Source organism: Bacteroides timonensis (assembly GCF_000513195.1).
GTDB lineage: Bacteria > Bacteroidota > Bacteroidia > Bacteroidales > Bacteroidaceae > Bacteroides > Bacteroides timonensis.
This window is the reverse complement of sequence record NZ_CBVI010000001.1, coordinates 81,409-104,342: the sequence shown is the minus strand read 5'-3', so window position 1 is coordinate 104,342 and position 22,934 is coordinate 81,409. Positions and strand designations below refer to the sequence as shown.

The following is a 22,934-nucleotide window of genomic DNA, read 5'->3' as shown; positions in this document are numbered from 1 at the left end:
CATCACAAATAAAAAGCCTTCCGTTCAAACAGAACGGAAGGCTTTTTTGTACCTTTACTTATTTTGAGGAGAAGTTTATTTATTGAATGTTGTATAAGTTACTTCCAATTTCAGAGCTTCACCTTGTGGACCGCCTTTCAATTTAGCATATCCGGGTTGGAGAACGCTTTGGATACCTGTCATTGTACTGGAAGTACTGGAACTTGTAGTGTCATAGGTGACTGAAACAGGCATCAGATATACAGTACTCCAGTCTTTTTCCCATTCTTCCTGATTCCATTTATCGCCTGCTTCTTCTTTGGCTTTTTTCATTGCGGCATCTTTTCCTTGAATGCAAGTAGTAACTAAACGGGCAATATTATTAAATGTGTACTGATTGGTTGCCACATTATTATGCTTTACGGTGTAAGACGTGATGTTGTCCGGCAATTTGTTTTCTTCGAAGAAACTCTTGAAGTCTACTTTGCGTAATAGCAAAACATTGCTTGGAGCACTCATGCTGAACTCATATGGACTGTCTTGCTTATTGTAATTGGTGAATGTCAGTTTCACCGCATTCAGTGTGTCATTGGATAATTCCTGGTAGATTTTATCATAAGGTAATTCAGCCTCTGTGAAGATTCCGGCAGGAGATTTAATATAAGTATGTTCGCCTTCTGCAGCAAGTTTTTTGATTTTATCCGAATTAAGGAACTGATTGGCCTGGATTACTTCTTTAGTAGAAGCAAACTCAGTCCGCCAAGTGTAAGCGGTAGAGTCCTGACCCTCAAAACCTGATTGCTTCCGTTTGTAAGGAACGTTGGTAGCAGTGTCTATTACAAAGAAGTGATATCTCATTTGTAAGTCTACGCGGTCTACGTAAAGAACTGTTCCGTCCCCATAGTCACTTTTGATATACACACCTTTGAATACATTTTTAATAAACTCTTTAGAGTTCTTGAAGTATTCAGGATGTTCTTTACTAAGATTAAACCAGTTGTTTCCATAAGTGTCCTTGTCCAGCGTAAAAACCACACTTGGATAGTAGGTCTTGTTGCCATATTCATCCGTTGCGTTTCTTTCTTCGTCAGTTACGCTTGTATCGTAGGCTGTATAGGCTCTGCGACCTAATAATATGGGTAGCGCACCCTTCGGTCTGTAATATTCTGCCGGTTCGATATTGGTATAGCGGTTACGGTCCAGTTCGGCTTGTAATTCGTATGCACTCATACGGCAGGCATTCAGCGAATCTCCGAACCAGCTGGAATAGAAAACAACTAAACGTGCACCTGATATTGAATCGCCTGTCAGAATCCCTGTTTTTTTATCAAAATCATATTTTTCAGGGAATTTGAAGCCATCTATACAGTTCAACTCAGTCAGGAAACTCGCTTCGTAGTATCCGAAAAGAGGATCTGTAAAACGCCCTACATAACCTGTACTGGTTTTGGCAAATACAGAGTCAGCGACAACGGAACGTGTAGTGACGGGAAATTCTGTGGTCAGTGCGGTAATACCGTCAGAGCCGGGTAACATTCCTATTCCTAATGTACCGGTATTATCGTCGCAACCAAAGAAAGTAAGGGTTGCTGTCAATAGCAGAGCGCCTAAAAACTTCACTTTCATAGTTTTCTTTGTTATCTTGTTTATTTTTGTTCTGTTTCCCATACTTTGTCGTAGAACTCATTGCAAGCATCGGCAAATGTTTCGGGAGTCTGATATTCTAAAATGGGTTTTCCAGATTGTCGAGCATATTCCATCACTTCTTCGTTGACTTTTTCGCTTTGCTGGATAATACCGTCTGCATAATCAATGGCCAGTTTGCACAACGTAGTGTAGTCTACAGGAGCCTTCAGGTGAGCTACATCCTTCTTTGTAACACCTTTCAATACCAATCTGTTTACAAAATCAGCATTAAACGATTCTTTGAAGTCATCTTCGAAAACGGAGAATACTACTTTAGCGTCACGGAATGAAGGCTCGTCCTTATATGCTTTCTTTATATACAAAGGAGCTAAGGCAGTCATCCAGCCATGGCAGTGAATGATATCCGGACACCAGCGTAACTTCTTAACTGTTTCCAATACACCGCGTGCATAAAAAATAGCACGACTGTCATTATCTTCATATTCCACACCATTCTCATCTGCTGTTTCCAGGCGGTTCTGGAAATAATCATCGTTGTCGATGAAATAAACCTGCATGCGGGCAGACTGAATGGAAGCAACTTTAATAATAAGGGGGTGGTCGGTATCATCAATAATCAGATTCATACCGGAGAGACGTATCACTTCATGCAATTGGTTTCTGCGCTCATTGATATTCCCCCATTTAGGCATGAATGTTCTAATTTCTCTGCCTTTTTCCTGGATTGCTTGAGGTAGGTTTCTGCCTACAAGGGACATTTCGGATTCTGGTACGTAAGGAGTAATCTCTTGGGTAATAAATAAAACCTTGTTCGCCTTTGTCATAATAACAATGTTCTCAATTATTCTGCAAAGATATAAAAAAAATCGGGCACTTGAGCAAATAAGGCGACTCTATAATTCCTTATGAATTGTTAACTGCTTGTTTTTCAGTGCTACATTGCTTTAAAGCAGGTTGTTGTCCGAGTAGAACTTTTGCATTAATTTGCGATATTTCTTCTTTATATGCTAAATAATAGTTTATTTTGCACCGTTTTTGCGAACAACTAAGTTATTATATAACCTATAAAAATGGAAATAGTACATACTATCAAGGACTTGCAGGCCGGACTCTCGGCTTTACGGGCCCAAGGTAAAAAGGTAGGATTGGTACCTACAATGGGTGCCCTACATGCCGGTCATGCGTCATTGGTGAAGCGTTGTGTTGCAGAGAATGATGCTGCGGTAGTGAGTGTTTTTGTAAACCCGACACAGTTTAACGACAAGAATGATTTAGAGAAATATCCCCGTACGCTGGATGCCGATTGTGCTTTATTGGAAGCTTGCGGTGCTGCGTTTGTGTTCGCTCCTTCGGTTGCGGAGATGTATCCTGAACCTGATATGCGCCAATTCAGCTATGCGCCGTTGGACACAGTGATGGAAGGTGCGTTTCGTCCGGGACACTTCAATGGTGTTTGCCAGATTGTGAGTAAGCTGTTTGATGCAGTGAAGCCGGACCGTGCTTATTTCGGAGAGAAAGATTTTCAGCAGTTAGCTATCATTCGTGAGATGGTGCGCCAGATGAATTATTCGTTGGAAATAGTGGGATGTCCCATTATGCGTGAAGAGGATGGGCTGGCTCTGAGTAGCCGCAACGCACGTTTATCTGCCGAAGAACGCAAAAATGCTTTAAAAATATCGCAAACATTATTTGAAAGTCGTACCTTTGCGGCTTCTCATACAGTTGCTGAGACTCAGAAGTTTGTAGAAGATGCCATTGCTGCCGCTCCCGGTCTGCGTCTGGAATACTTCGAACTGGTGGATGGCAATACGTTGCAGAAAATAACCAATTGGGAAGATACGGCGTATGCTGTAGGTTGCATTACGGTGTTCTGTGGTGAAGTTCGCCTGATTGACAATATTAAATATAAAGAGTAATAAACCTAAAAAGAGAGATCAGACCTTATGATGATTGAAGTGCTGAAGTCGAAAATCCATTGCGCTCGCGTCACGGAAGCTAACCTCAATTATATGGGAAGCATTACGATTGACGAGGACTTACTGGATGCGGCTAATATGATTGCCGGTGAAAAAGTGTACATAGCCGATAACAATAATGGTGAACGTTTTGAAACCTATATTATTAAAGGCGAACGTGGTTCGGGCAAGATATGCCTGAATGGTGCGGCAGCCCGCAAGGTGCAGCCGGACGATATCATCATTATTATGTCGTATGCCTTGATGGACTTTGAAGAAGCCAAGTCGTTCAAGCCGTCGGTGATTTTCCCTGATCCGGCAACGAACAAAGTGGTGAAATAAACGGGAAGAAAAACGGTGGAAAGCTTGACTTTAGTTGTTTGATTCCGTATCTTTGCCCATGTAATCCTGGTTTAGTTTCGGGAACGAAGATAGTAAGAGGAGTGACGCAAGTTGCCCCTCTTTTTTTGTGCCTGTATGTAGGGTTTATCGGAAGATACTATGTTTTGGTCCATAACATACCATGTAATTGGGTAAAACATACTATGTAATCGCTCGAAACATACCATCTGTTTAGGACGAATGAATGGTGTAATCGGAGTAAACAGATTATCTGTTCCGGAAAAAGAAAAGCGGAAAGACCGAAATCTTTCCGCTTTGTTAATGTTATGTAAACTAGCTCTTGACAAGCAATGGCTTTTCTACTTATTTGCTCAACTGCTCGTGCATTGAGGCAGCAGCCTTGCGGCCATCACCCATAGCAAGAATAACGGTAGCACCACCACGAACAATATCACCTCCGGCATAAATGGTCGGAATAGATGACTGCATGTTCTCGTTTACGGCAATCGTGCCTTTGCGCCCCATTTCCAGTCCCGGAATAGAAGAAGGCACAATCGGGTTGGGAGAAACCCCTACGCTGACGATAGCCAGATCTATATCAATGGTTTCCGTTGCACCCGGGATAGCTACAGGACTGCGGCGGCCGGATGCATCCGGTTCGCCAAGCTCCATCTTCTGTAAGATGACTTGTTTTACCTTTCCTTGCTCGTCGGCGATGTATTCGATAGGGTTATGCAGCGTGAGGAACTCAACACCTTCTTCTTTCGCGTGTTTTACCTCTTCGATACGCGCAGGCATTTCCTCTTCGGAACGACGATAGATAATCATGGCACGTTCAGCACCCAAGCGGCGTGCAGTACGCACTGAGTCCATAGCTGTGTTTCCACCACCGATAACGGCTACATTTTTACCGAAAGGCACCGGAGTATCAGAGTCTTCGCTTGCTGCATCCATCAGGTTGACGCGTGTCAGGTATTCATTGGATGACAGGATATTGATGGAGTTCTCTCCCGGAATATTCATGAAGTTAGGCAATCCGGCACCGGATGCTACGAATACACCTTTGAAACCTTCTTCTTCCAACTGTTCCACACTGATAGTCTTACCTATGATGCAGTCCTTAATGAAGTTAACTCCCATCTTGGCAAGATTGTCAATCTCTACATCCACCACTTTGTTCGGCAGACGGAATTCGGGGATACCATACTTCAATACACCGCCTATCTCGTGAAGGGCTTCGAAGACAGTAACGTCGTAACCATATTTAGCCATATCTCCGGCAAAAGAAAGTCCGGCAGGTCCGGAACCGATAACGGCAATCTTGATACCATTCTTTTCCTTGATTTCCGGTACTGAAATTTGTCCGCTTTCACGTTCATAGTCAGCGGCAAAGCGTTCCAGATAACCGATAGCGACCGGTTTCTCTTTCATTTTCAGGTGGATGCATTTAGCTTCGCACTGTTTTTCCTGCGGGCAAACACGACCGCAAACAGCAGGCAGGGCGCTGGTTTCTTTCAGTGTCTTGGCAGCTTCGAGTATTTCTCCACGTTCAATGTTTTTGATGAAACGGGGAATATCAATACCTACGGGACAGCCTTCCATACAGCCTGGATTTGCACAATCGAGGCAACGCTTAGCTTCCGTCAGAGCTTGTTCCTCTGTAAGTCCCTGGTTCACTTCTTCCTTGCGGCTATGCGAACGGTATTCCGGATCGAGTTCGTTCATTTCAACACGTGGAATAGCAGTACGTTCTTTGGGTTTCATTGCTTTGCGAAGTTCCAGACGCCAGGCGGCATTACGACTTTTCTCGTCAACTTCTTGTGTCGGTTCCGGTACAGCTTTGCAGGATTCGTCTTCTTTAAGCTTGTGCATCTCCTCGCGTTCGATGCTCTTGAAAGCACCCATACGCTTCAACATCTCGTCGAAGTCTACCTGATGGCCATCAAATTCCGGTCCGTCCACACAAACGAATTTGGTTTTTCCACCGATGGTGATGCGGCAAGCACCGCACATACCTGTACCATCCACCATGATTGTATTCAGCGAAACATCAGTCGGTATTTCATATTTCTTAGTCAGCAAACAAACAAATTTCATCATGATAGCGGGGCCGATAGCAAAACATTTGTTCACTTTCTCCCGTTTAATGACTTCTTCCACGCCTTCGGTTACCAATCCTTTGCGTCCGTAAGAACCGTCATCGGTCATAATGATGACCTCGTCTGCGCTTTCGCGCATTTCTTTTTCAAGGATAATCAGCTCTTTGCTACGTCCGGCAAGTACGGCAATAACGCGATTACCGGCAGCTTTCAAAGCCTGTACGATAGGGAGCATGGGAGCCACGCCTACACCACCACCTGCACAAACCACTGTTCCGAAGTTTTCAATATGAGTAGCTTGTCCCAGCGGACCTACCACATCGGTGATGTAATCGCCCTCATTCAGTTCGCAAAGGCGGGTAGAGGAGAGGCCTACTTCCTGTACTACCAAAGTGATAGTGCCGCGTACGGTGTCAGCCGCCGCAATAGTCAATGGCATACGTTCGCCTTTTTCGCCTACACGTACAATGACGAAGTGTCCTGCCTTACGTGAACGGGCAATTAAAGGTGCCTCGATCTCTAATTTAAAAACCTTTTCAGAAAAATGTTCTTTGCTAATGATTTTGTTCATTATCTATAAATTTTGTTGGTATAATTACGTAATCACTTTCAGATTGTTACGGTTTGCAAAGATACGGGTTATTTGGTAAAAACAAAGAAAGTTTCTTCTAAAAAGCTGTATTACTGATGTGGACAAACGATAATTCGCCCCTACCAGGTTGTATAGACGTAATCATATAAACGTCTGTGGTTACCTATGTAGGAGCGAATTATTATTCACCCGCTCGTATAGCGCAGCTATTTTTAGTCAATTATTTCAAAACCCGTATACGGCACCAATGCCTTCGGGATACGGATACCTTCCGGCGTCTGATTGTTTTCCAGCAAAGCGGCAACAATGCGTGGTAATGCCAATGCAGATCCGTTTAATGTATGGCAAAGTTCTGTCTTCTTTTCTCCACTGCGGTAACGGCATTTCAAGCGGTTAGCCTGATAAGTATCGAAGTTAGAAACCGAACTTACTTCCAGCCAACGCTTCTGTGCTTCGGAGTAAACCTCAAAGTCGAAGCAAAGGGCGGCTGTAAAGCTCATATCTCCACCGCATAGGCGGAGGATACGATATGGCAATTCCAGTTTTTGCAATAATCCTTCCACATGATCCAACATCTCTTTATGAGATTGTCTGGAATGTTCCGGTTTGTCAATGCGTACCAATTCTACTTTAGAGAATTCGTGCAGACGGTTCAAGCCGCGTACATCTTTACCGTAAGAACCTGCTTCACGACGGAAACACTGCGTGTAAGCACAGTTCTTGATAGGAAGTTGCTTCTCTTCCAGAATCACGTCACGATAGATGTTTGTTACAGGAACTTCAGCTGTCGGAATAAGATATAAATCGTCTACTTCGCAATGGTACATCTGACCTTCCTTGTCGGGCAACTGGCCTGTTCCGTAACCGGAAGCGGCATTAACCACTGTCGGAGGCATGATTTCCAGATAACCAGCTTTGCGGGCTTCGTCCAGGAAGAAGTTGATCAACGCGCGTTGCAACTGCGCACCTTTTCCTTTATAAACCGGGAAACCGGCTCCTGTTATCTTTACGCCCAGGTCGAAATCTATCAAATCATATTTCTTTGTCAGTTCCCAGTGAGGCAGTGCATCTTTGGGGAGTTCGGTTTCCATACCGCCCATTTTCTCTACTACATTATCTTCAGCACCTACACCTTCGGGTACTTCATCATAAGGTATATTAGGAATGGTATAGAGTAGATTCTGCATATCTTCGGCAGCCTGATCCATTTCAGTCTGCAAAGTCTTGTTGGCTTCTTTAAGTTCGGCTACACGGCTTTTGGCAGTTTCTGCTTCCTCTTTCTTTCCTTCTTTCATCAATTGTCCGATGGATTTGGAAATCGAGTTTACTTCAGAGAGGTTATTATCTAATATAGACTGTGTGCTACGTCTTTTGTCGTTAAAGGCAATTACTTGGTCTATTGTTTCTTTCGCATTTTTGAAATGCTTCTTTTCCAGTCCGCGGATCACCGCGTCGGTGTTTTCTGTAATTTGTTTGATGGTAAGCATATCTTGATACTTTGTTTTGATTAAAATCTTGATTTGAGAGCACAAAGATAGTGTAAATCAGAAGTAATGCAAAAAAGAAACTATAAAAAGAAAGGGATACAATCTATCAGATTGCATCCCTCATCTTTATTTCTTATTCTGAAACTTACGCTTCTGTGCTTTCGGCAGGGATTACAGATACATAACGTCTGTCTTCCTTGGTTACTTTGAACTGTACAGTTCCGTCTACTAAAGCGAAAAGAGTGTGGTCTCTACCCATACCGATGTTGTTACCCGGGTGGAATTCAGTACCTCTTTGACGAATGATGATGTTGCCTGCTTTGCAAACTTCGCCACCAAATATCTTAACGCCTAATCTCTTGCTCTGTGATTCGCGGCCGTTCTTAGAACTACCGACACCTTTTTTATGTGCCATTTCTTCTTACTGTTTTAAATTGATTAAGCTACTACTTCTGTAATTGTTAACTCTGTGAATTGTTGACGGTGACCGTTCAACTTGCGATGACCTTTTCTTCTTTTCTTGTGGAAAATGAGAACTTTGTCACCTTTTACCAGGCTGGATACAATCTGGCAAACAACTTTTGCACCTTCTACAGTAGGAACACCTACAGTGATTGCACCGTCTTTGTCTACCAAAAGAACCTTGTCAAATTCTACTGTCGTACCGTTTTCAGCATTCTGGATGTGGTGTACAAACAGCTTTTTGCCAGCTTCTGCTTTAAATTGCTGACCGTTGATTTCTACAATTGCGTACATTTCTTATATATAATGTATAAGTTAGCTCCGTCGGGTGGTCTCTAATCACTTAGAAAGCACTTTGTCGAACCCGGTGCGGAATAATCGGGCACAAAAGTACTTCTTTTCTTCGGAACGGGCAAGTGTTTCATCTTCTTTTTGCGGAAAAAATGGTTTACCTCCATTCTATGTAAGGAAAGCGGAGTGTATATAAAACGTACTTGAGACCTGCTTGCTCCGTATCTGCTCCGTACCTGCTCCGTAGCAAATTCGGTTAGAGGTACCTTTAACCGAATTTGCTACGGAGCAGGTACGGTTCGGGTCCTATTTTGATGCGGACCGGATTTGCCTGAAAAACTACAAAAGCGGCTTTAGTATATAGACCGCCGCAACTATCAGTGCCATTACAATAATGGCAAAGATAATAAGCAGTATCAAACTATAGAAGAACATCAGTATTGTAGTCCAGAAACTTCTCCACCAGGTATATCCATACAGTTGCTTATAATCCAGGCAGAAGAGGGCAAAGATGAATAGTATGGGCAATTCGTATAAATCGCCTACCTGTGCACTGCCGTTGAAAGGAAGCACTATGATACTGAGCAAGAGTATCTGACAAGCAATATAAGCCTGTATAAAGACATGTTCTGTCAGATTGTAACGCAGTTTGTTCTTTTTCCGACGGAAAGCCATGAGCGTTGCCAGAGCAAAGAGGGGTAATGTGGCGATAATACGGAATGCCTTGTTACCATGGCCCCAACTTTTCAGTAAGTTCCATACTTTTTCCAGAAAAGGTGTATTGTGAATGGCTTTTTCAAGCTTATTAAATACCGATGACCCACCTTCCAGAAGTTCATCTATGAGTTCGTCATCTTCATCACCATTTATTTGGAGGGTGATGTTATCCTTTTTAAAGGTGTTTTGGGTTTCCAGTTTTTCCAGATCCTGATTCAGTTCTTTTATTGTTTGGGCCAAAACCTCCTTTTGGTCTGGTTTCTTGGTATTTTTCATCTGTTTCTTCAATAGCTCACGTGCAGCTATCAGATTATTCTTCCGGATGTCCGTAGAATCTTCTGTTTCCAGATTTTCCAGTTTCTTATCCAGACCTTCTATCGTTTTATTCAGGATATTTTGGGTAGTCGGGTCTGTTGCTGTTTCTATACGTTTTTGCAATTGTTCACGTGCAGCGACTATTTCTTGCCTTTGAGCTTCCGGAGACTTTCCCTTTTTCTCTTTCAAGGCTTCAGGATCTACCAGTTGCACGGCCATGATGTAAAGGGCGGCAAGTACAAATAGTGTCTGGAAGGGGCGGAAGTATAAGATTCGTTTGCCGGCAATGAAGTCTCTGATCATGTACCCCGGGCGGTAGAGTAAATCCAGAAGTGTTCGACCAAAGCCATTATCAATATTGGTGAATCCTCCCAATATATTTCTGAATGCATTACTGAAGCGGTAGCGGGGAGTGTTCCGGCTTTGACCGCAACGGTTGCAATAGCTGCCCGTATAGACAGTATCACAATTCAGGCAGATATTACCTTCCTCGCTGATGGGAGGGATTTCCTTTCCACGCACCATCTTGATGTGAAGAGTGCGAAGTCGTGCTTTGCAAGGAGACCACCAAGGTGAGATAAATTCTAAAACCCGGTTGGGGAGCACCCTGCGTTTGCTGAGAATGTACCAGAGCACCAGTATGAAACAATACATGAAAACATTGCTATCTTCCCCTTCTTCAAAAGACAGCCATAGCAATATTGCTAAAATCAGTATTTGCCAAATGTTGATCATCTTTCTTCTGCGGGGAGCGGGAGAAATGGGAGAAGCGGAAACAGCCGGAACTGCAGGCGTACTGACAACAGGAGGTTGAGGTATCACTTTATTGGCAGTCGAGTCCTCGTTGTCAGCAGATTGTTTATCATGGGTCGGTTGCTCGTCATTTTCCAGTAGTTCTTCCAGTGAACTCATAATCTTCCAGTGTGGATATTTGGCTAATTCTTCGGTGGTAGTTACTCCATGGGTTACACCTGCAAAGTCTACACCTGCAGCTTTGGCTGTGGCAGCATCTACTGTACTGTCACCAATATAGAGGGTTTCAGCTTTGGTGACGTGTAATTGTTTTATGGCAAGTAGCAAACCTTCGGGCGAAGGTTTGGCCGTTTGTACATCTTCTCCGCCGACAATGATATTGAAGAAACTGCCGGGGAAATGTTGGTCGAGCATTTCCTTAATTCGGTAACGGTATTTGGTGGAGATGATACCTATGAATGCACCCGCATCTTTCAGGGCCAGCAGCACAGACTTGGTTTCCAGAAAAAGCACGGTGTTTATTGTCATGTGGGTGTCCGCTTCTTTCCTGTATTCACTTTTAAAACCGGCCAGCTGCTCTTCATCCGTCACTCCCGTCAGGATAGAAAAAGATTCTTCCAATGTTTTCCCGATGGTGCGTTTTATGTCTTCATCGGTCACATTTGTATAACCATGTTTATTGAGCACATTGCGGAAGCAAGTAACAATGCCGCGAGAAGAGTCTGCGAGCGTGTAATCAAAGTCAAAGAGATAAGTCGTATAGCCCATGTCGCTTTTTGTGGCAAAGTTATAAATTAATTGGAATTTTCTGACTATATTTGTTCTCACGATGAATTTATTTTAAAAACTGCTAAGTGTTTCTTTGCGCTGAGTTGTTCCATACATACGTTAACTATGTAATATTATGAAACTATCAGAATTATCTTTTTGGATTTTGCTTCTTTTCTCTTTTTCAGCGTGTGTATCCCAACAACCGGATGCGGAAACTGAGTGTTATGCAACAGAGTACGTCAATCCTTTTATTGGTACCGATTTTACAGGAAATACTTATCCCGGAGCGCAGGCACCGTTCGGTATGGTGCAGTTAAGCCCCGATAATGGTCTTCCCGGCTGGGATCGCATCTCCGGTTATTTCTATCCGGACAGCACGATTGCAGGTTTCAGTCACACTCATCTTTCGGGTACGGGAGCCGGTGATTTATATGATATATCTTTTATGCCCGTGACTCTGCCTTATAAAGAAGCAGATGCGCCGTTGGGCATTCACTCTTTATTTTCCCATGATGAAGAAACGGCCAGTGCCGGATATTATCAGGTGCGGCTGAAAGATTATGATATCAACGTGGAACTGACAGCAACCGAACGTTGTGGCATCCAGCGTTATACTTTTCCTGAAGCGGACGCAGCTATATTCCTCAATCTGCGGAAAGCTATGAATTGGGACTTTACGAATGATACCCGCATTGAAGTAGTCGATTCGGTAACTATTCAAGGATACCGTTTTTCTGACGGTTGGGCACGCGACCAGCACATTTATTTCCGTACCCGTTTTTCTAAACCGTTTGCATCCGTGCAGTTAGATACTGCCGCTATCGTCAAAGACGGTAAGCGTATAGGTAGCTCTGCTATTGCCCGTTTTGATTTCCACACAAGTGCGGGTGAACAGATTCTTGTCACTACGGCTATCTCGGGGGTAAGTATGGAAGGCGCAGCACGCAATCTTGCTGCTGAAGCTTCGGCAGACGATTTTGACAAGTATCTGGCTGTTACCCGTAAGAACTGGAACGAGCAACTTTCCAAAGTCGAAATCAAGAGCGATGACATTGACGAGAAAGTTAAGTTCTATACAGCCCTTTATCATTCCATGCTGGCCCCGACTATCTATAGCGATGTGGATGGTGCCTATTATGGTCCTGACAAGCAAGTGCATCAGGCAGATGGATGGACCAATTACAGTACTTTTTCATTATGGGATACCTACCGTGCCGCTCATCCTCTTTATACCTATATTGAACCACAGCGTGTAAACGATATGGTAAAATCCTTTCTTGCTTTTTCCGAACAGAACGGACGTCTTCCGGTATGGAATTTCTATGGAAGTGAAACGGATATGATGATAGGTTATCATGCAGTTCCCGTCATAGTGGATGCTTACTTGAAAGGGATTGGGGATTTTGATCCGAAGAAAGCTTTGGCCGCATGTGTAGCTACAGCCAATATTGATGAATATCGTGGAATAGGGTTATATAAAAAATATGGTTATGTGCCTTATGATGTAACGGATCACTATAATTCAGAGAACTGGTCACTTTCTAAAACCCTGGAATACGCTTACGATGATTATTGCATTGCCCGTATGGCGGAGAAACTGGGTGAAAAGCAAATTGCAGATGAATTTGATAAGCGTTCTCTGAATTATAAGAATGTATATAATTCTCAGACAACATTCATGCAACCGCGGAATAACAAAGGAGTCTTCATTGAGAACTTCAGTCCGGATGATTATACTCCGCATATTTGCGAAAGTAATGGTTGGCAATATTTCTGGTCTGTGCAACAAGACGTTGATGGACTGATCAGTCTGGTTGGAGGCAAGGAACGTTTTACCCAGAAACTGGATAGTATGTTCACTTACAATCCTTCTGCGGATGAAGATCTGCCTATTTTCAGTACTGGAATGATCGGGCAGTATGCACATGGTAATGAACCGAGTCACCATGTCATTTATTTGTTTAATGCCATAGGGCAACCTTGGAAGACTCAGAAGTATGCAGCTGAGGTGATGCATGAATTATATAAGAATACACCTGCCGGTTTGTGTGGGAATGAAGATTGTGGTCAGATGTCTGCCTGGTATGTGTTCAGTGCAATGGGATTCTATCCGGTAGACCCGATTAGCGGCAAATATGAGATAGGTACTCCCATGTATCCTGAGATGAAACTGCATCTGGCTGACGGTAAAATATTTACGATATTGGCACCGGCTGTCAGCAAAGAGAATATTTATATCCAGTCGGTAAAACTCGACGGAAAACCTTATGATAAAAGTTATATCACGCATGAGCAAATAATGAATGGTTCTATCTTTGAATTTGAGATGGGGAATAAACCGGGTAAAGCGTGGTATGAGATAGAGTGATAGAGTGATGGATGGTGCCAGATAATATAATTGTGGGATTATGAGTGATAACTTTGACCTGACTTATAAACTCCTTTTCCGTAAGTACTACGCCAATCTGCTTTTCTATGCCACGCGCATCGTGGGTGATGAAGAAGCGGAAGACGTAGTACAAGATGTATTTGTAGAATTGTGGCGGCGGAAAGATACGATAACGGTAGGAGAGCAGATACAGGCATTTCTGTATCGGGCGGTGTATACCCGTGCTTTGAATGTACTGAAGCACCGGGATATCAAGAATACTTATGAAGCTGTAGTGACGGAGATCAACCAGAAAAGAATAGAGTTTTATCAGCCGGACAGTAATGATGTCGTGAAGAGGATAGAAGACCGTGAACTCAGAAAGGAACTCTCCGAGGCTATAAATGAATTGCCGGATAAGTGTAAGACGGTCTTTAGACTCAGCTATCTGCATGATATGAAGAATAAGGAAATAGCAGATACTATGGGGATATCATTGCGGACCGTGGAGGCTCATATGTATAAAGCCCTGAAGTTTCTGCGTGAGAGGTTGGGCTACCTGAATTTTATGTTAGTCTTGTTTTTATTAGGTAAGGTGTAAGTGTTTTTATCGAAACGGTTGTTTTAATAGTATGATGAAGGAAGGAATGAATAAGTTGGATGAAGAATTGATGGCCAAATTCCTTATGGGGGAATGCTCCGAAGAAGAGCTCTGTAAGGTAAATGCATGGCTGGACGAATCGGACGGTAACGCTCGTGAATTGTTCAGGATAGAGCAGATATATCATCTGGGAAAGAGTGAAGAATTTGCGGATGAAAAGAAGATAGAAAAAGCTGAAAAGCAGCTGTTCAAACGGCTGGCACAAGAAGAAGCTAAACGAAATAAGGTGAGAAGATTGAATACCTGGATGCGGTATGCCGCTATGTTCATAGGTATCTTTTTTATATCCGGTTTGAGTTATCATATTTATCAGTCACAAAGTGAAGAGAGCAAATTGGTTGCTGTCACTGCCCGTGATGAGGTGAAGGAACTGATGTTGCCTGATGGCACTAAGGTTTGGCTGAACAAACATACTACTTTAAAGTATCCACGTGAATTCTCAGAAAAGGGAAGGAATGTATATATGGAAGGGGAGGCCTATTTTGAAGTAAAGCGAAATACGGCGAAGCCTTTTATAGTGCGCAGTGAAGCCATGCAGGTAAGAGTTTTGGGAACAGTCTTCAACTTAAAGAGTGACAAGACTAACCGTTCTGCGGTAGCTACACTGATAAAGGGGGAGATTGAAGTGAAAGGTAATCACGAAGAAGGCATGATAGTATTGGCTCCGGGACAAAAAGCGGAATTGAATGCTGTAACTCGCCGTCTGGTAGTGAAACAGGTGGATACAGGCATTGAAAACTGGCATAATAATCAGTTTGTCTTTGAAAAGGCTGACATATTTACGATTGCCCGTACTTTGGAGAATTCTTATGGGGTGAAGATTATTCTGGCGCCTGATATGGATGCTACAAAGACATATTCCGGTACATTAAAGAAGAAAGATAATGTCGAGGAGACTCTGAATCTGATTAAGAGCACGAATGCACTTCCCATTGAATATAAAATTGTGGGAAATAGTGTATTTCTGTCTTCAAAGAAATAGGTAAAAATCGGAAGTATATAATCTTAAAACATAATAATATGAGGAAACTGCTTTTATCGATTTGCTGTTTAGGCTGTGCTCTCTGGGCTCAAGCCAAAGATTTTACGCAATACGTCAACCCGCTGATGGGGACATTGTCTTCTTTTGAACTTTCTACGGGAAATACATATCCGGCTATCGCACGTCCTTGGGGTATGAATTTCTGGACTCCGCAGACCGGAAAGATGGGAGATGGCTGGCAATATGTATATACTGCTAATAAGATTTGTGGTTTCAAGCAGACCCACCAGCCCAGTCCGTGGATTAATGATTACGGTCAGTTCTCCATTATGCCTGTAACAGGCAAACCAGAGTTTGATGAAGACAAACGTGCCAGTTGGTTCTCACACAAAGGAGAGGTCGCATTACCTTATTATTATAAGGTGTATCTTGCCGAGCACGATGTTGTGACAGAGTTTACGCCCACAGAGCGTGCCGTTTTGTTCCGTTTTACTTTTCCAGAGAACGAGAATTCGTATGTTGTAGTAGATGCTTTTGATAAAGGCTCTTATATTAAGATCATTCCTGAGCAGAATAAGATAATCGGATACACCACCCGTAACAGCGGTGGAGTTCCTGATAACTTCAAGAACTATTTCGTTATAGAATTTGATAAGCCTTTCAGTTATCAGGCTTCTGTTGTTGACGGCGCTTTGGTTGAAAACCAGAGTGAACAAACAGCAGGACATGCGGGAGCCATCATCGGTTTCAAAACCCGTAAGGGAGAAATTGTACATGCCCGTGTGGCTTCTTCCTTTATCAGTTTTGAGCAAGCAGACAGAAATCTGAAAGAACTGGGGAGTGACAGTTTTGAAACTTTGGTTCAGAAAGGACAAGATGCCTGGAACCAGGTATTGGGAAAAATAGAAGTGGATGGAGGTAACCTTGATCAGTATCGTACTTTCTATTCCTGCTTGTACCGTTCAGTACTCTTCCCGCGTGCTTTCTTTGAGTTTGACGAGGCTGGAAATCCAGTTCACTACAGTCCTTATAACGGAGAAGTTTTGCCCGGATATATGTATACTGATACAGGCTTTTGGGATACTTTCCGTTGTCTGTTCCCTTTCCTCAACCTGATGTACCCTTCAGTAAACAAACAGATACAGGAAGGCCTTATCAATACATATAAGGAAAGCGGCTTCTTCCCCGAATGGGCAAGTCCGGGACATCGCGGTTGTATGATCGGTAATAATTCCGCTTCTATACTTGCCGACGCTTATCTGAAAGGTGTTAAAGTGGATGATGTAACTACCTTGTACGAAGGTCTTATCCACGGAACAAAGAATGTGCATCCGGAAGTTTCTTCTACCGGTCGCCTCGGTTATGAATACTATAATGAATTGGGATATGTTCCTTACGATGTGAAAATCAATGAGAACACTGCCCGCACTTTGGAATATGCTTATGATGACTGGTGTATCTACCAGATGGCAAAAGCTCTGAACCGCCCGAAGAAGGAACTGAAGCTTTTTGCTGACCGCGCTATGAATTATAAAAATGTGTTCGATAAGGAAAGCCTGTTGATGCGTGGACGCAATAAAGATGGACAGTTCCAGGCTCCTTTCTCACCCTTGAAGTGGGGAGATGCCTTTACGGAAGGAAATAGCTGGCATTATTCCTGGTCTGTATTCCACGATCCTCAAGGTTTGATTGATCTGATGGGTGGTGAAAAAGTCTTTGTTGAAATGTTGGACTCGGTATTTATCGTTCCTCCTTTATTCGATGACAGCTACTATGGCCAGGTAATCCATGAAATACGTGAGATGACGGTGATGAATATGGGTAATTATGCTCATGGCAACCAACCTATACAGCACATGATTTACATGTATAATTATGCCGGACAGCCCTGGAAAGCGCAGTATTGGTTGCGTCAGGTGATGAATCGCATGTACACGCCCGGTCCCGATGGCTATTGTGGAGATGAAGATAACGGGCAGACTTCTGCCTGGTATGTATTCTCGGCATTAGGATTCTATCCCGTTTGTCCGGGAACCGATGAGTACGTCTTGGGTGCTCCCTTATTTAAAAAAGCAACGCTCCATTTCGAAAATGGTAATTCATTGGTGATCGATGCTGCTAATAATAGTTCTGAAAATATGTACATCGAATCGCTCCGCTTGGATGGAAACGCGTATACGAAGAATTATCTGAAGCATGGAGATCTGTTGAAGGGTGGTGTCTTGAAATTTGATATGGGTAGCAAACCTAATTTACAACGAGGAACACAGGTGGAAGATTACCCGTATTCTTTCTCCAATGAAATAAAAAAGAAATAAAAAACTGAAGTTAATAATGTAATGAAGAAGGGAATAGGAAATAAAACTATTCCCTTTTTCTTTTAATGAAAAAAAATATCATTTTGTAGTAAGTGTATTTTGAGTGTTCGTTGTTTTATATACGTAAGCCGGAAGAAATGTTCTTCTGACTAATTAGAATTAACCAATGTGTAACCTTTAAACTTTGTTTATGAACAACAATCATGCTTTTCAAAGTTCGAAATTTCTACGAGCTTTATTAGTCTTGTTCTTCATGACTGTATCCGTTCAGTGGACCTTTGCCCAACTGAATTTGAATGTCTCTCGTACGACGTTAGGTACAGTTATCGAACAGATCAAATCTCAATCTAAGTATCAATTTTTCTATGACGACAAGCTCGCTACTATGGCAGTGGAGAATGTCAAAGTGAAGAACGCATCTATAGAAGATGCCTTGAATGCTATCTTGAAAGGAAAAAACATTTCTTTTAAAGTAGAAGATAACATTGTTTATCTTTCAGAGAAGTCTGCTGCGCCGCAAGAGGGTAATCAGCAAGGTAAAGAACGAACCATTACCGGACAGGTATCGGATGATATGGGACCCCTTATCGGTGTGAATGTATTAATAAAGGGTACAAGCATTGGGTGTATCACTGACCTTGATGGTAACTTTACGCTGACTACTACTGAGGCAAATCCGGTGGTACAGTTCTCCTATGTGGGTTACAAGCCACAGGAGGTTGCAGCCAAAGGACAGAATGCTATCAATGTGATGTTGGAAACTGACTCACAACTGATAGAAGAGGTGGTGGTAACTGCTTTGGGTATCAAACGTGCTACAAAAGCGTTGAGCTACAATGTGCAAGAAGTTAAGAGTGATGAGATTACCCGTGTAAAGGATGCCAATTTCGTAAACTCTTTGAACGGTAAAGTTGCCGGTGTAAATATCAACGCTTCTTCATCCGGTGTAGGCGGTGTGTCAAAAGTAGTGATGCGTGGTACGAAGTCTATCATGCAGTCTTCCAATGCACTCTATGTCATTGATGGAGTTCCGATGTATGCCGGAACTGGTAAGGGAGGTACTGAGTTTGACTCAAAGGGATCTACCGAACCTATCGCTGATATTAATCCTGAAGATATTGAATCTATGTCGGTACTGACCGGTGCGGCAGCAGCAGCTCTTTACGGGTCGGATGCTGCGAATGGTGCTATCGTCATTACAACGAAAAAAGGTAAAGAGGGGCGCGTAAACATTACTGTGAACAGTAATACCGAAATCTTCAACGCTTTTGTAACCCCTGATTTCCAAAATCGTTATGGAACCAGTGGCGGTCAGATTACACATAGTTGGGGAAATCTGTTGAATTCTTCTAATTCTTATGGATACAATCCGACAAGCGATTATTTTCAGACAGGTGTAACCGGAACGGAGAGCATTTCCTTGTCTACCGGTACGGATAAGAACCAGACGTATGTTTCGGCTGCCGCTGTTAATTCTAAGGGACTTATACCGAACAATAAGTATGCACGCTATAACTTTACTTTCCGCAATACCACCTCTTTCCTGGATGATAAGATGACTTTGGATGTGGGTGCAACTTATGTGCTTCAGAAAGACCAAAATATGGTGAACCAAGGTACTTATAACAACCCCTTGGTGGGTGCTTACCTGTTTCCGCGTGGCAATGACTGGGAAGATTTCAAGATGTACGAACGTTATGATGCTTCTCGTAAACTGGATACCCAGTATTGGCCGGTAGGTGATGCAGGTATGGTAATGCAGAATCCATATTGGATTAATTATCGTCAACTTCGTAATAACAATAAAGACCGTTATATGCTGAACGCCAGTTTGAACTACAAGATACTGGATTGGTTGAGTGTCAGTGGTCGTGTCCGTTTGGATAACTCTTTCAATGATTATACTGAAAAGTATTATGCCGGAACAAATACGCAGATGACTGAGGCATCTACACGCGGGCTCTATACTATATCTAAAACGACAGATAAACAATTGTATGCCGACTTCCTTATCAATATTAACAAGAGTTTTGGAGAGAATTGGAACCTTTCGGCAAATATCGGTACTTCATTTATGGATATGCGTTCCGATGGACTGGAAGTGAGAGGTCCTATTGCTGACGAAAACTTTGAAGGTGAAACTCCGGGACTTGCTAACGTATTTAATGTGCAGAACCTGAGTGCTAAGAAAACAAAGCGTATGCAGAACGGCTGGCGTGAGCAAACCCAGTCTGTGTTTGCTTCTGCTGAACTGGGCTACAAGAGTACTTATTATCTGACATTGACCGGACGTAACGACTGGCCTTCACAGTTGGCAGGACCTAACTCTACCAGCAAGTCGTTCTTCTATCCTTCAGTAGGTCTTTCAGTCGTGTTGTCTGAATTGATGCCTAATCTGAATCGTGATTATCTTTCCTTCATGAAGCTGCGTGGTTCTTTCGCTTCTGTAGGTACGGCATTTGAGAGATACATAGCCAATCCTCGTTACGAATGGAATGAAAGTACAGGGCAGTGGAGTAACACCACCCAGTATCCGGTATACAACCTGAAGCCGGAACGTACCGAATCATGGGAAGTCGGTTTGACTTTGCGTTTTTTGAAGAACTTTAATTTTGATATGACCTACTATAATACAACTACCAAGAACCAGACATTCAACCCTCAATTGGGAGTATCCGGTTATTCAGCGTTGTATATCCAGACGGGTGCTGTGCGTAATCAGGGTATCGAACTTGCATTGGGATATGAAAATACTTGGAAAGATTTTACCTGGAGCAGCAACTATACGTTTTCTACCAATCAGAACAAGATTACGACTTTGGCAGACAATGCCATTAATCCTGTGACCAATGAGGTGATTTCTATTTCTACATTGAATATGGGCGGTTTGGGATCTGTACGTTTTCTGTTGAAGGAAGGTGGTTCTATGGGAGATATCTATTCTAATATAGATATGAAGCGTGATGCCAATGGCAATGTGTATGTAGATCAGAATGGCAACGTGACTACCGAAAAGATTGAAAACTCGGATGAGTGGATCAAGCTGGGAAGCGTATTGCCGAAAGCCAATATGGCATGGCGCAATAACTTCTCCTGGAAGAACTTTAATGCGGGATTTATGATTTCAGCCCGTTTGGGAGGCGTGGTATTCTCACGTACACAAGCCGTTTTGGATGAATTCGGCGTATCAGAGGCTACGGCTGCGGTGAGAGACTTAGGATATGTGTCGGTGAATGGAGGAGACCGGGTAAGTCCGGAATCATGGTATAGTGCTATAGGTGGTGGTGACGCAGTGGCGCAGTATTACACCTATTCGGCAACAAACGTACGTTTGCAGGAAGCCTCTATCGGGTATACATTCCCTCGCAAGATGTTCAATAATGTATGTGACCTGACGATTTCGCTTGTAGGACGTAATTTGTGGATGATTTATAGTAAAGCTCCGTTCGATCCTGAAAGCGTAGCATCCACTGACAATTTCTATCAAGGTGTCGATTATTTCATGATGCCTTCTACCCGTAATTTCGGTTGTAGTGTAACTCTTAAATTTTAATGTTATGAGAAGAAGTATTATTAATAAAATAATAGTAGGAACACTGGTTTTTACCGGAGTATCTTGTACAGGTGATTATATGGATATTAACTCGAATCCTTATCAACCTGGAACTGATGATATGCAAGCCGACGACTATATGTTGGGGTCGGCAATGAACAACCTTTCCAGTTGCGTGGTATCTTCGGACGTAAATACGGCACAGTTCACCGACTGCTTGTTGGGTGGACCGATGGGCGGTTATTTCTCGGATACCAATACTGGATGGGGAAATACGATTGGAAACTTTAATGCTACGGATAATTGGACTAATGTATTCTTGAAGTCCGACAAACTCATTCCACAGTTATTTACTAACTTGACTTCGGTTCAAAATATATCCGAAAAGACTGAAAATCCTGTCCCTTTTGCCATTGCAAAGATTATTAAGGTAGCTGCCATGAGTCGCGTAACGGATACTTACGGCCCTATTCCTTATTCAAAAATAGGTCTGGACGGTGCTGTTACCACTCCTTATGATTCGCAGGAAGTTGTGTACAAGCAGTTCTTTACCGAATTGGATGAAGCAATTGCTACTTTGAATGATAATCCCGGAGCAGCCCTGGCTGCTACTGCCGACTATGTATATAGCGGAAACATCAACAAATGGATTTTATTTGCCAATTCATTGAGATTACGCCTCGCTATGCGTATTGTGTATGCTAACCAGACACTGGCTGAACAAGAAGCTCAGAAAGCTATACAGGGGGGAGTGATTGAATCAAATAATGATAATGCCAAGTGGAGTTATTTCGGCTCGATTGTCAATCCGCTCTATACCGCAACCCGCTATAATTCAGCTACGGACCATGCTTGTCTCACCGGTGGTGATACACATGCGGCTGCCGACATCATCTGCTATATGAATGGATATAATGATCCTCGTCGTTCCAAATACTTCGTTCCGTCCGAATGGGCTGGTTATGAATATGTAGGTGTTCGCCGGAGCATTAATCGTTCTACGCTGGGTGTAGATGCACACAAATATTCCGGTGTCAATGTAGGTCAGAGTGATCCCATTATGTGGATGAATGCTGCTGAAGTAGCTTTCCTGCGTGCTGAGGCTGTGGCTGTATTTGGTTTTACCGGTATGGGTGGTACTGCAAAGGATTTCTACGAAAAAGGTATCGAACTGTCGTTTGAACAATGGGGTGCCGGAAGTGCAGTTGATTATATAAACAATGCTACCAGTAAGCCCGGTATATATGACGATCCTTCCGGAGCCAACAGCTATGGCTCACAGTTGTCTACCATTACTGTGAAATGGAATGAAGGAGATACGCCGGATGTGAAACAAGAGCGTATCATTACCCAGAAATGGATTGCCAACTGGATGCTTGGAAACGAAGCATGGGCGGATTTCCGTCGTACAGGCTATCCTCGCTTGATTCCTGCGGATCCTGCTGGAAACAAGAGTGGTGGTGTAGTCGACAATGAATTAGGAGCGCGTCGTATGCCTTTCCCCACTGACGAATATGTCAGCAATAAGGCGAATGTGGAAGCTGCAGTGTCAAGCTACCTGAAAGGTGCGGACAATTATGCTACCCGTGTATGGTGGGATTGTAATTCCAAAATCAGATAACCCTATTTTATTCGATAAGTT

The 22,934-nt window shown here is 43.0% G+C and carries 15 protein-coding genes; 8 read left to right on the top strand and 7 right to left on the bottom strand.

Translation table 11 applies throughout. The features are described from left to right. Positions 1 to 75: 75 nt before the first annotated feature. Both BN161_RS00320 and BN161_RS00315 read right to left on the bottom strand, forming a co-directional pair. Positions 76 to 1,605: a DUF4270 domain-containing protein gene (locus BN161_RS00320; protein WP_044262059.1), complete on the bottom strand. Its 1,530-nt coding sequence runs from the start codon at positions 1,603 to 1,605 to the stop codon at positions 76 to 78. A 20-nt stretch (positions 1,606 to 1,625) separates the two neighbouring features. Further along, positions 1,626 to 2,450 (bottom strand): glycogen/starch synthase, encoded by an 825-nt coding sequence (locus BN161_RS00315; RefSeq protein ID WP_044262058.1) that lies wholly within the window; start codon positions 2,448 to 2,450, stop codon positions 1,626 to 1,628. A gap of 246 nt (positions 2,451 to 2,696) precedes the next feature. On the opposite strand from BN161_RS00315, the gene panC reads away from it, so the two are divergent. Then, positions 2,697 to 3,542: a pantoate--beta-alanine ligase gene (gene panC / locus BN161_RS00310; protein ID WP_044262056.1), complete on the top strand. Its 846-nt coding sequence runs from the start codon at positions 2,697 to 2,699 to the stop codon at positions 3,540 to 3,542. Between the two features lie 27 nt (positions 3,543 to 3,569). Then, on the top strand, positions 3,570 to 3,923 hold the full coding sequence (gene panD, locus BN161_RS00305) for an aspartate 1-decarboxylase (RefSeq protein WP_007212709.1): 354 nt from the start codon (positions 3,570 to 3,572) through the stop codon (positions 3,921 to 3,923). A 363-nt stretch (positions 3,924 to 4,286) separates the two neighbouring features. On the opposite strand, the gene BN161_RS00300 is transcribed toward panD, so the two are convergent. The 5 genes from BN161_RS00300 to BN161_RS00280 all read right to left on the bottom strand — a co-directional run bounded on the left by BN161_RS00300 (position 4,287) and on the right by BN161_RS00280 (position 11,407). Beyond that, a complete protein-coding gene (locus BN161_RS00300) occupies positions 4,287 to 6,593 on the bottom strand; it encodes a bifunctional dihydroorotate dehydrogenase B NAD binding subunit/NADPH-dependent glutamate synthase (protein ID WP_044262054.1) in 2,307 nt (768 codons plus the stop codon). Positions 6,594 to 6,826: 233 nt separating this feature from the next. Continuing rightward, the gene (gene serS / locus BN161_RS00295; protein WP_044262053.1) at positions 6,827 to 8,101 is read right to left on the bottom strand and encodes a serine--tRNA ligase; all 1,275 of its coding nucleotides are present in this window, start codon (positions 8,099 to 8,101) and stop codon (positions 6,827 to 6,829) included. 145 nt (positions 8,102 to 8,246) lie between these two features. Continuing rightward, positions 8,247 to 8,516, bottom strand: a complete 270-nt coding sequence (rpmA, locus tag BN161_RS00290; RefSeq protein WP_044262051.1) for a 50S ribosomal protein L27 — start codon at positions 8,514 to 8,516, stop codon at positions 8,247 to 8,249. A gap of 23 nt (positions 8,517 to 8,539) precedes the next feature. Continuing rightward, positions 8,540 to 8,857, bottom strand: coding sequence for a 50S ribosomal protein L21 (rplU, locus tag BN161_RS00285; RefSeq protein ID WP_044262049.1), 318 nt, complete (start codon positions 8,855 to 8,857; stop codon positions 8,540 to 8,542). Between the two features lie 336 nt (positions 8,858 to 9,193). Then, entirely contained in the window at positions 9,194 to 11,407 is a 2,214-nt protein-coding gene (locus tag BN161_RS00280) for an HAD-IA family hydrolase (RefSeq protein ID WP_044262047.1), read from the bottom strand. 136 nt (positions 11,408 to 11,543) lie between these two features. Between BN161_RS00280 and BN161_RS00275 the strand changes: the two genes are divergently transcribed. From BN161_RS00275 to BN161_RS00250, 6 genes are all read left to right on the top strand, one after another. Continuing rightward, positions 11,544 to 13,778, top strand: coding sequence for a GH92 family glycosyl hydrolase (locus tag BN161_RS00275; protein ID WP_044262045.1), 2,235 nt, complete (start codon positions 11,544 to 11,546; stop codon positions 13,776 to 13,778). 40 nt (positions 13,779 to 13,818) lie between these two features. Then, positions 13,819 to 14,379 carry an RNA polymerase sigma-70 factor gene (locus BN161_RS00270; RefSeq protein WP_007212720.1) on the top strand — a complete coding sequence of 187 codons (561 nt, stop codon included), beginning with the start codon at positions 13,819 to 13,821 and terminating at the stop codon, positions 14,377 to 14,379. Positions 14,380 to 14,410: 31 nt separating this feature from the next. Then, complete coding sequence (locus BN161_RS00265) at positions 14,411 to 15,421, top strand: FecR family protein (RefSeq protein WP_007215450.1); 1,011 nt, start codon at positions 14,411 to 14,413, stop codon at positions 15,419 to 15,421. A 38-nt stretch (positions 15,422 to 15,459) separates the two neighbouring features. Continuing rightward, entirely contained in the window at positions 15,460 to 17,739 is a 2,280-nt protein-coding gene (locus BN161_RS00260) for a GH92 family glycosyl hydrolase (protein WP_044262044.1), read from the top strand. Positions 17,740 to 17,929: 190 nt separating this feature from the next. Next, a complete protein-coding gene (locus BN161_RS00255; protein ID WP_044262041.1) occupies positions 17,930 to 21,292 on the top strand; it encodes a TonB-dependent receptor in 3,363 nt (1,120 codons plus the stop codon). A 4-nt stretch (positions 21,293 to 21,296) separates the two neighbouring features. After that, positions 21,297 to 22,913: a RagB/SusD family nutrient uptake outer membrane protein gene (locus BN161_RS00250; protein WP_044262040.1), complete on the top strand. Its 1,617-nt coding sequence runs from the start codon at positions 21,297 to 21,299 to the stop codon at positions 22,911 to 22,913. Positions 22,914 to 22,934: the final 21 nt, after the last annotated feature.

Bases quoted from the DNA above. Each gene is read 5' to 3' on its own strand.
- serS (WP_044262053.1), bottom strand. From the start codon at position 8,101: ATGCTTACCATCAAACAAATTACAGAAAACACCGACGCGGTGATCCGC.
- BN161_RS00260 (WP_044262044.1), top strand. From the start codon at position 15,460: ATGAGGAAACTGCTTTTATCGATTTGCTGTTTAGGCTGTGCTCTCTGG.
- BN161_RS00250 (WP_044262040.1), top strand. From the start codon at position 21,297: ATGAGAAGAAGTATTATTAATAAAATAATAGTAGGAACACTGGTTTTT.
- rpmA (WP_044262051.1), bottom strand. From the start codon at position 8,516: ATGGCACATAAAAAAGGTGTCGGTAGTTCTAAGAACGGCCGCGAATCA.
- BN161_RS00270 (WP_007212720.1), top strand. From the start codon at position 13,819: ATGAGTGATAACTTTGACCTGACTTATAAACTCCTTTTCCGTAAGTAC.
- BN161_RS00280 (WP_044262047.1), bottom strand. From the start codon at position 11,407: ATGGGCTATACGACTTATCTCTTTGACTTTGATTACACGCTCGCAGAC.
- BN161_RS00315 (WP_044262058.1), bottom strand. From the start codon at position 2,450: ATGACAAAGGCGAACAAGGTTTTATTTATTACCCAAGAGATTACTCCT.
- BN161_RS00265 (WP_007215450.1), top strand. From the start codon at position 14,411: ATGATGAAGGAAGGAATGAATAAGTTGGATGAAGAATTGATGGCCAAA.
- BN161_RS00320 (WP_044262059.1), bottom strand. From the start codon at position 1,605: ATGAAAGTGAAGTTTTTAGGCGCTCTGCTATTGACAGCAACCCTTACT.
- BN161_RS00300 (WP_044262054.1), bottom strand. From the start codon at position 6,593: ATGAACAAAATCATTAGCAAAGAACATTTTTCTGAAAAGGTTTTTAAA.
- BN161_RS00255 (WP_044262041.1), top strand. From the start codon at position 17,930: ATGAACAACAATCATGCTTTTCAAAGTTCGAAATTTCTACGAGCTTTA.
- rplU (WP_044262049.1), bottom strand. From the start codon at position 8,857: ATGTACGCAATTGTAGAAATCAACGGTCAGCAATTTAAAGCAGAAGCT.
- panC (WP_044262056.1), top strand. From the start codon at position 2,697: ATGGAAATAGTACATACTATCAAGGACTTGCAGGCCGGACTCTCGGCT.
- BN161_RS00275 (WP_044262045.1), top strand. From the start codon at position 11,544: ATGAAACTATCAGAATTATCTTTTTGGATTTTGCTTCTTTTCTCTTTT.
- panD (WP_007212709.1), top strand. From the start codon at position 3,570: ATGATGATTGAAGTGCTGAAGTCGAAAATCCATTGCGCTCGCGTCACG.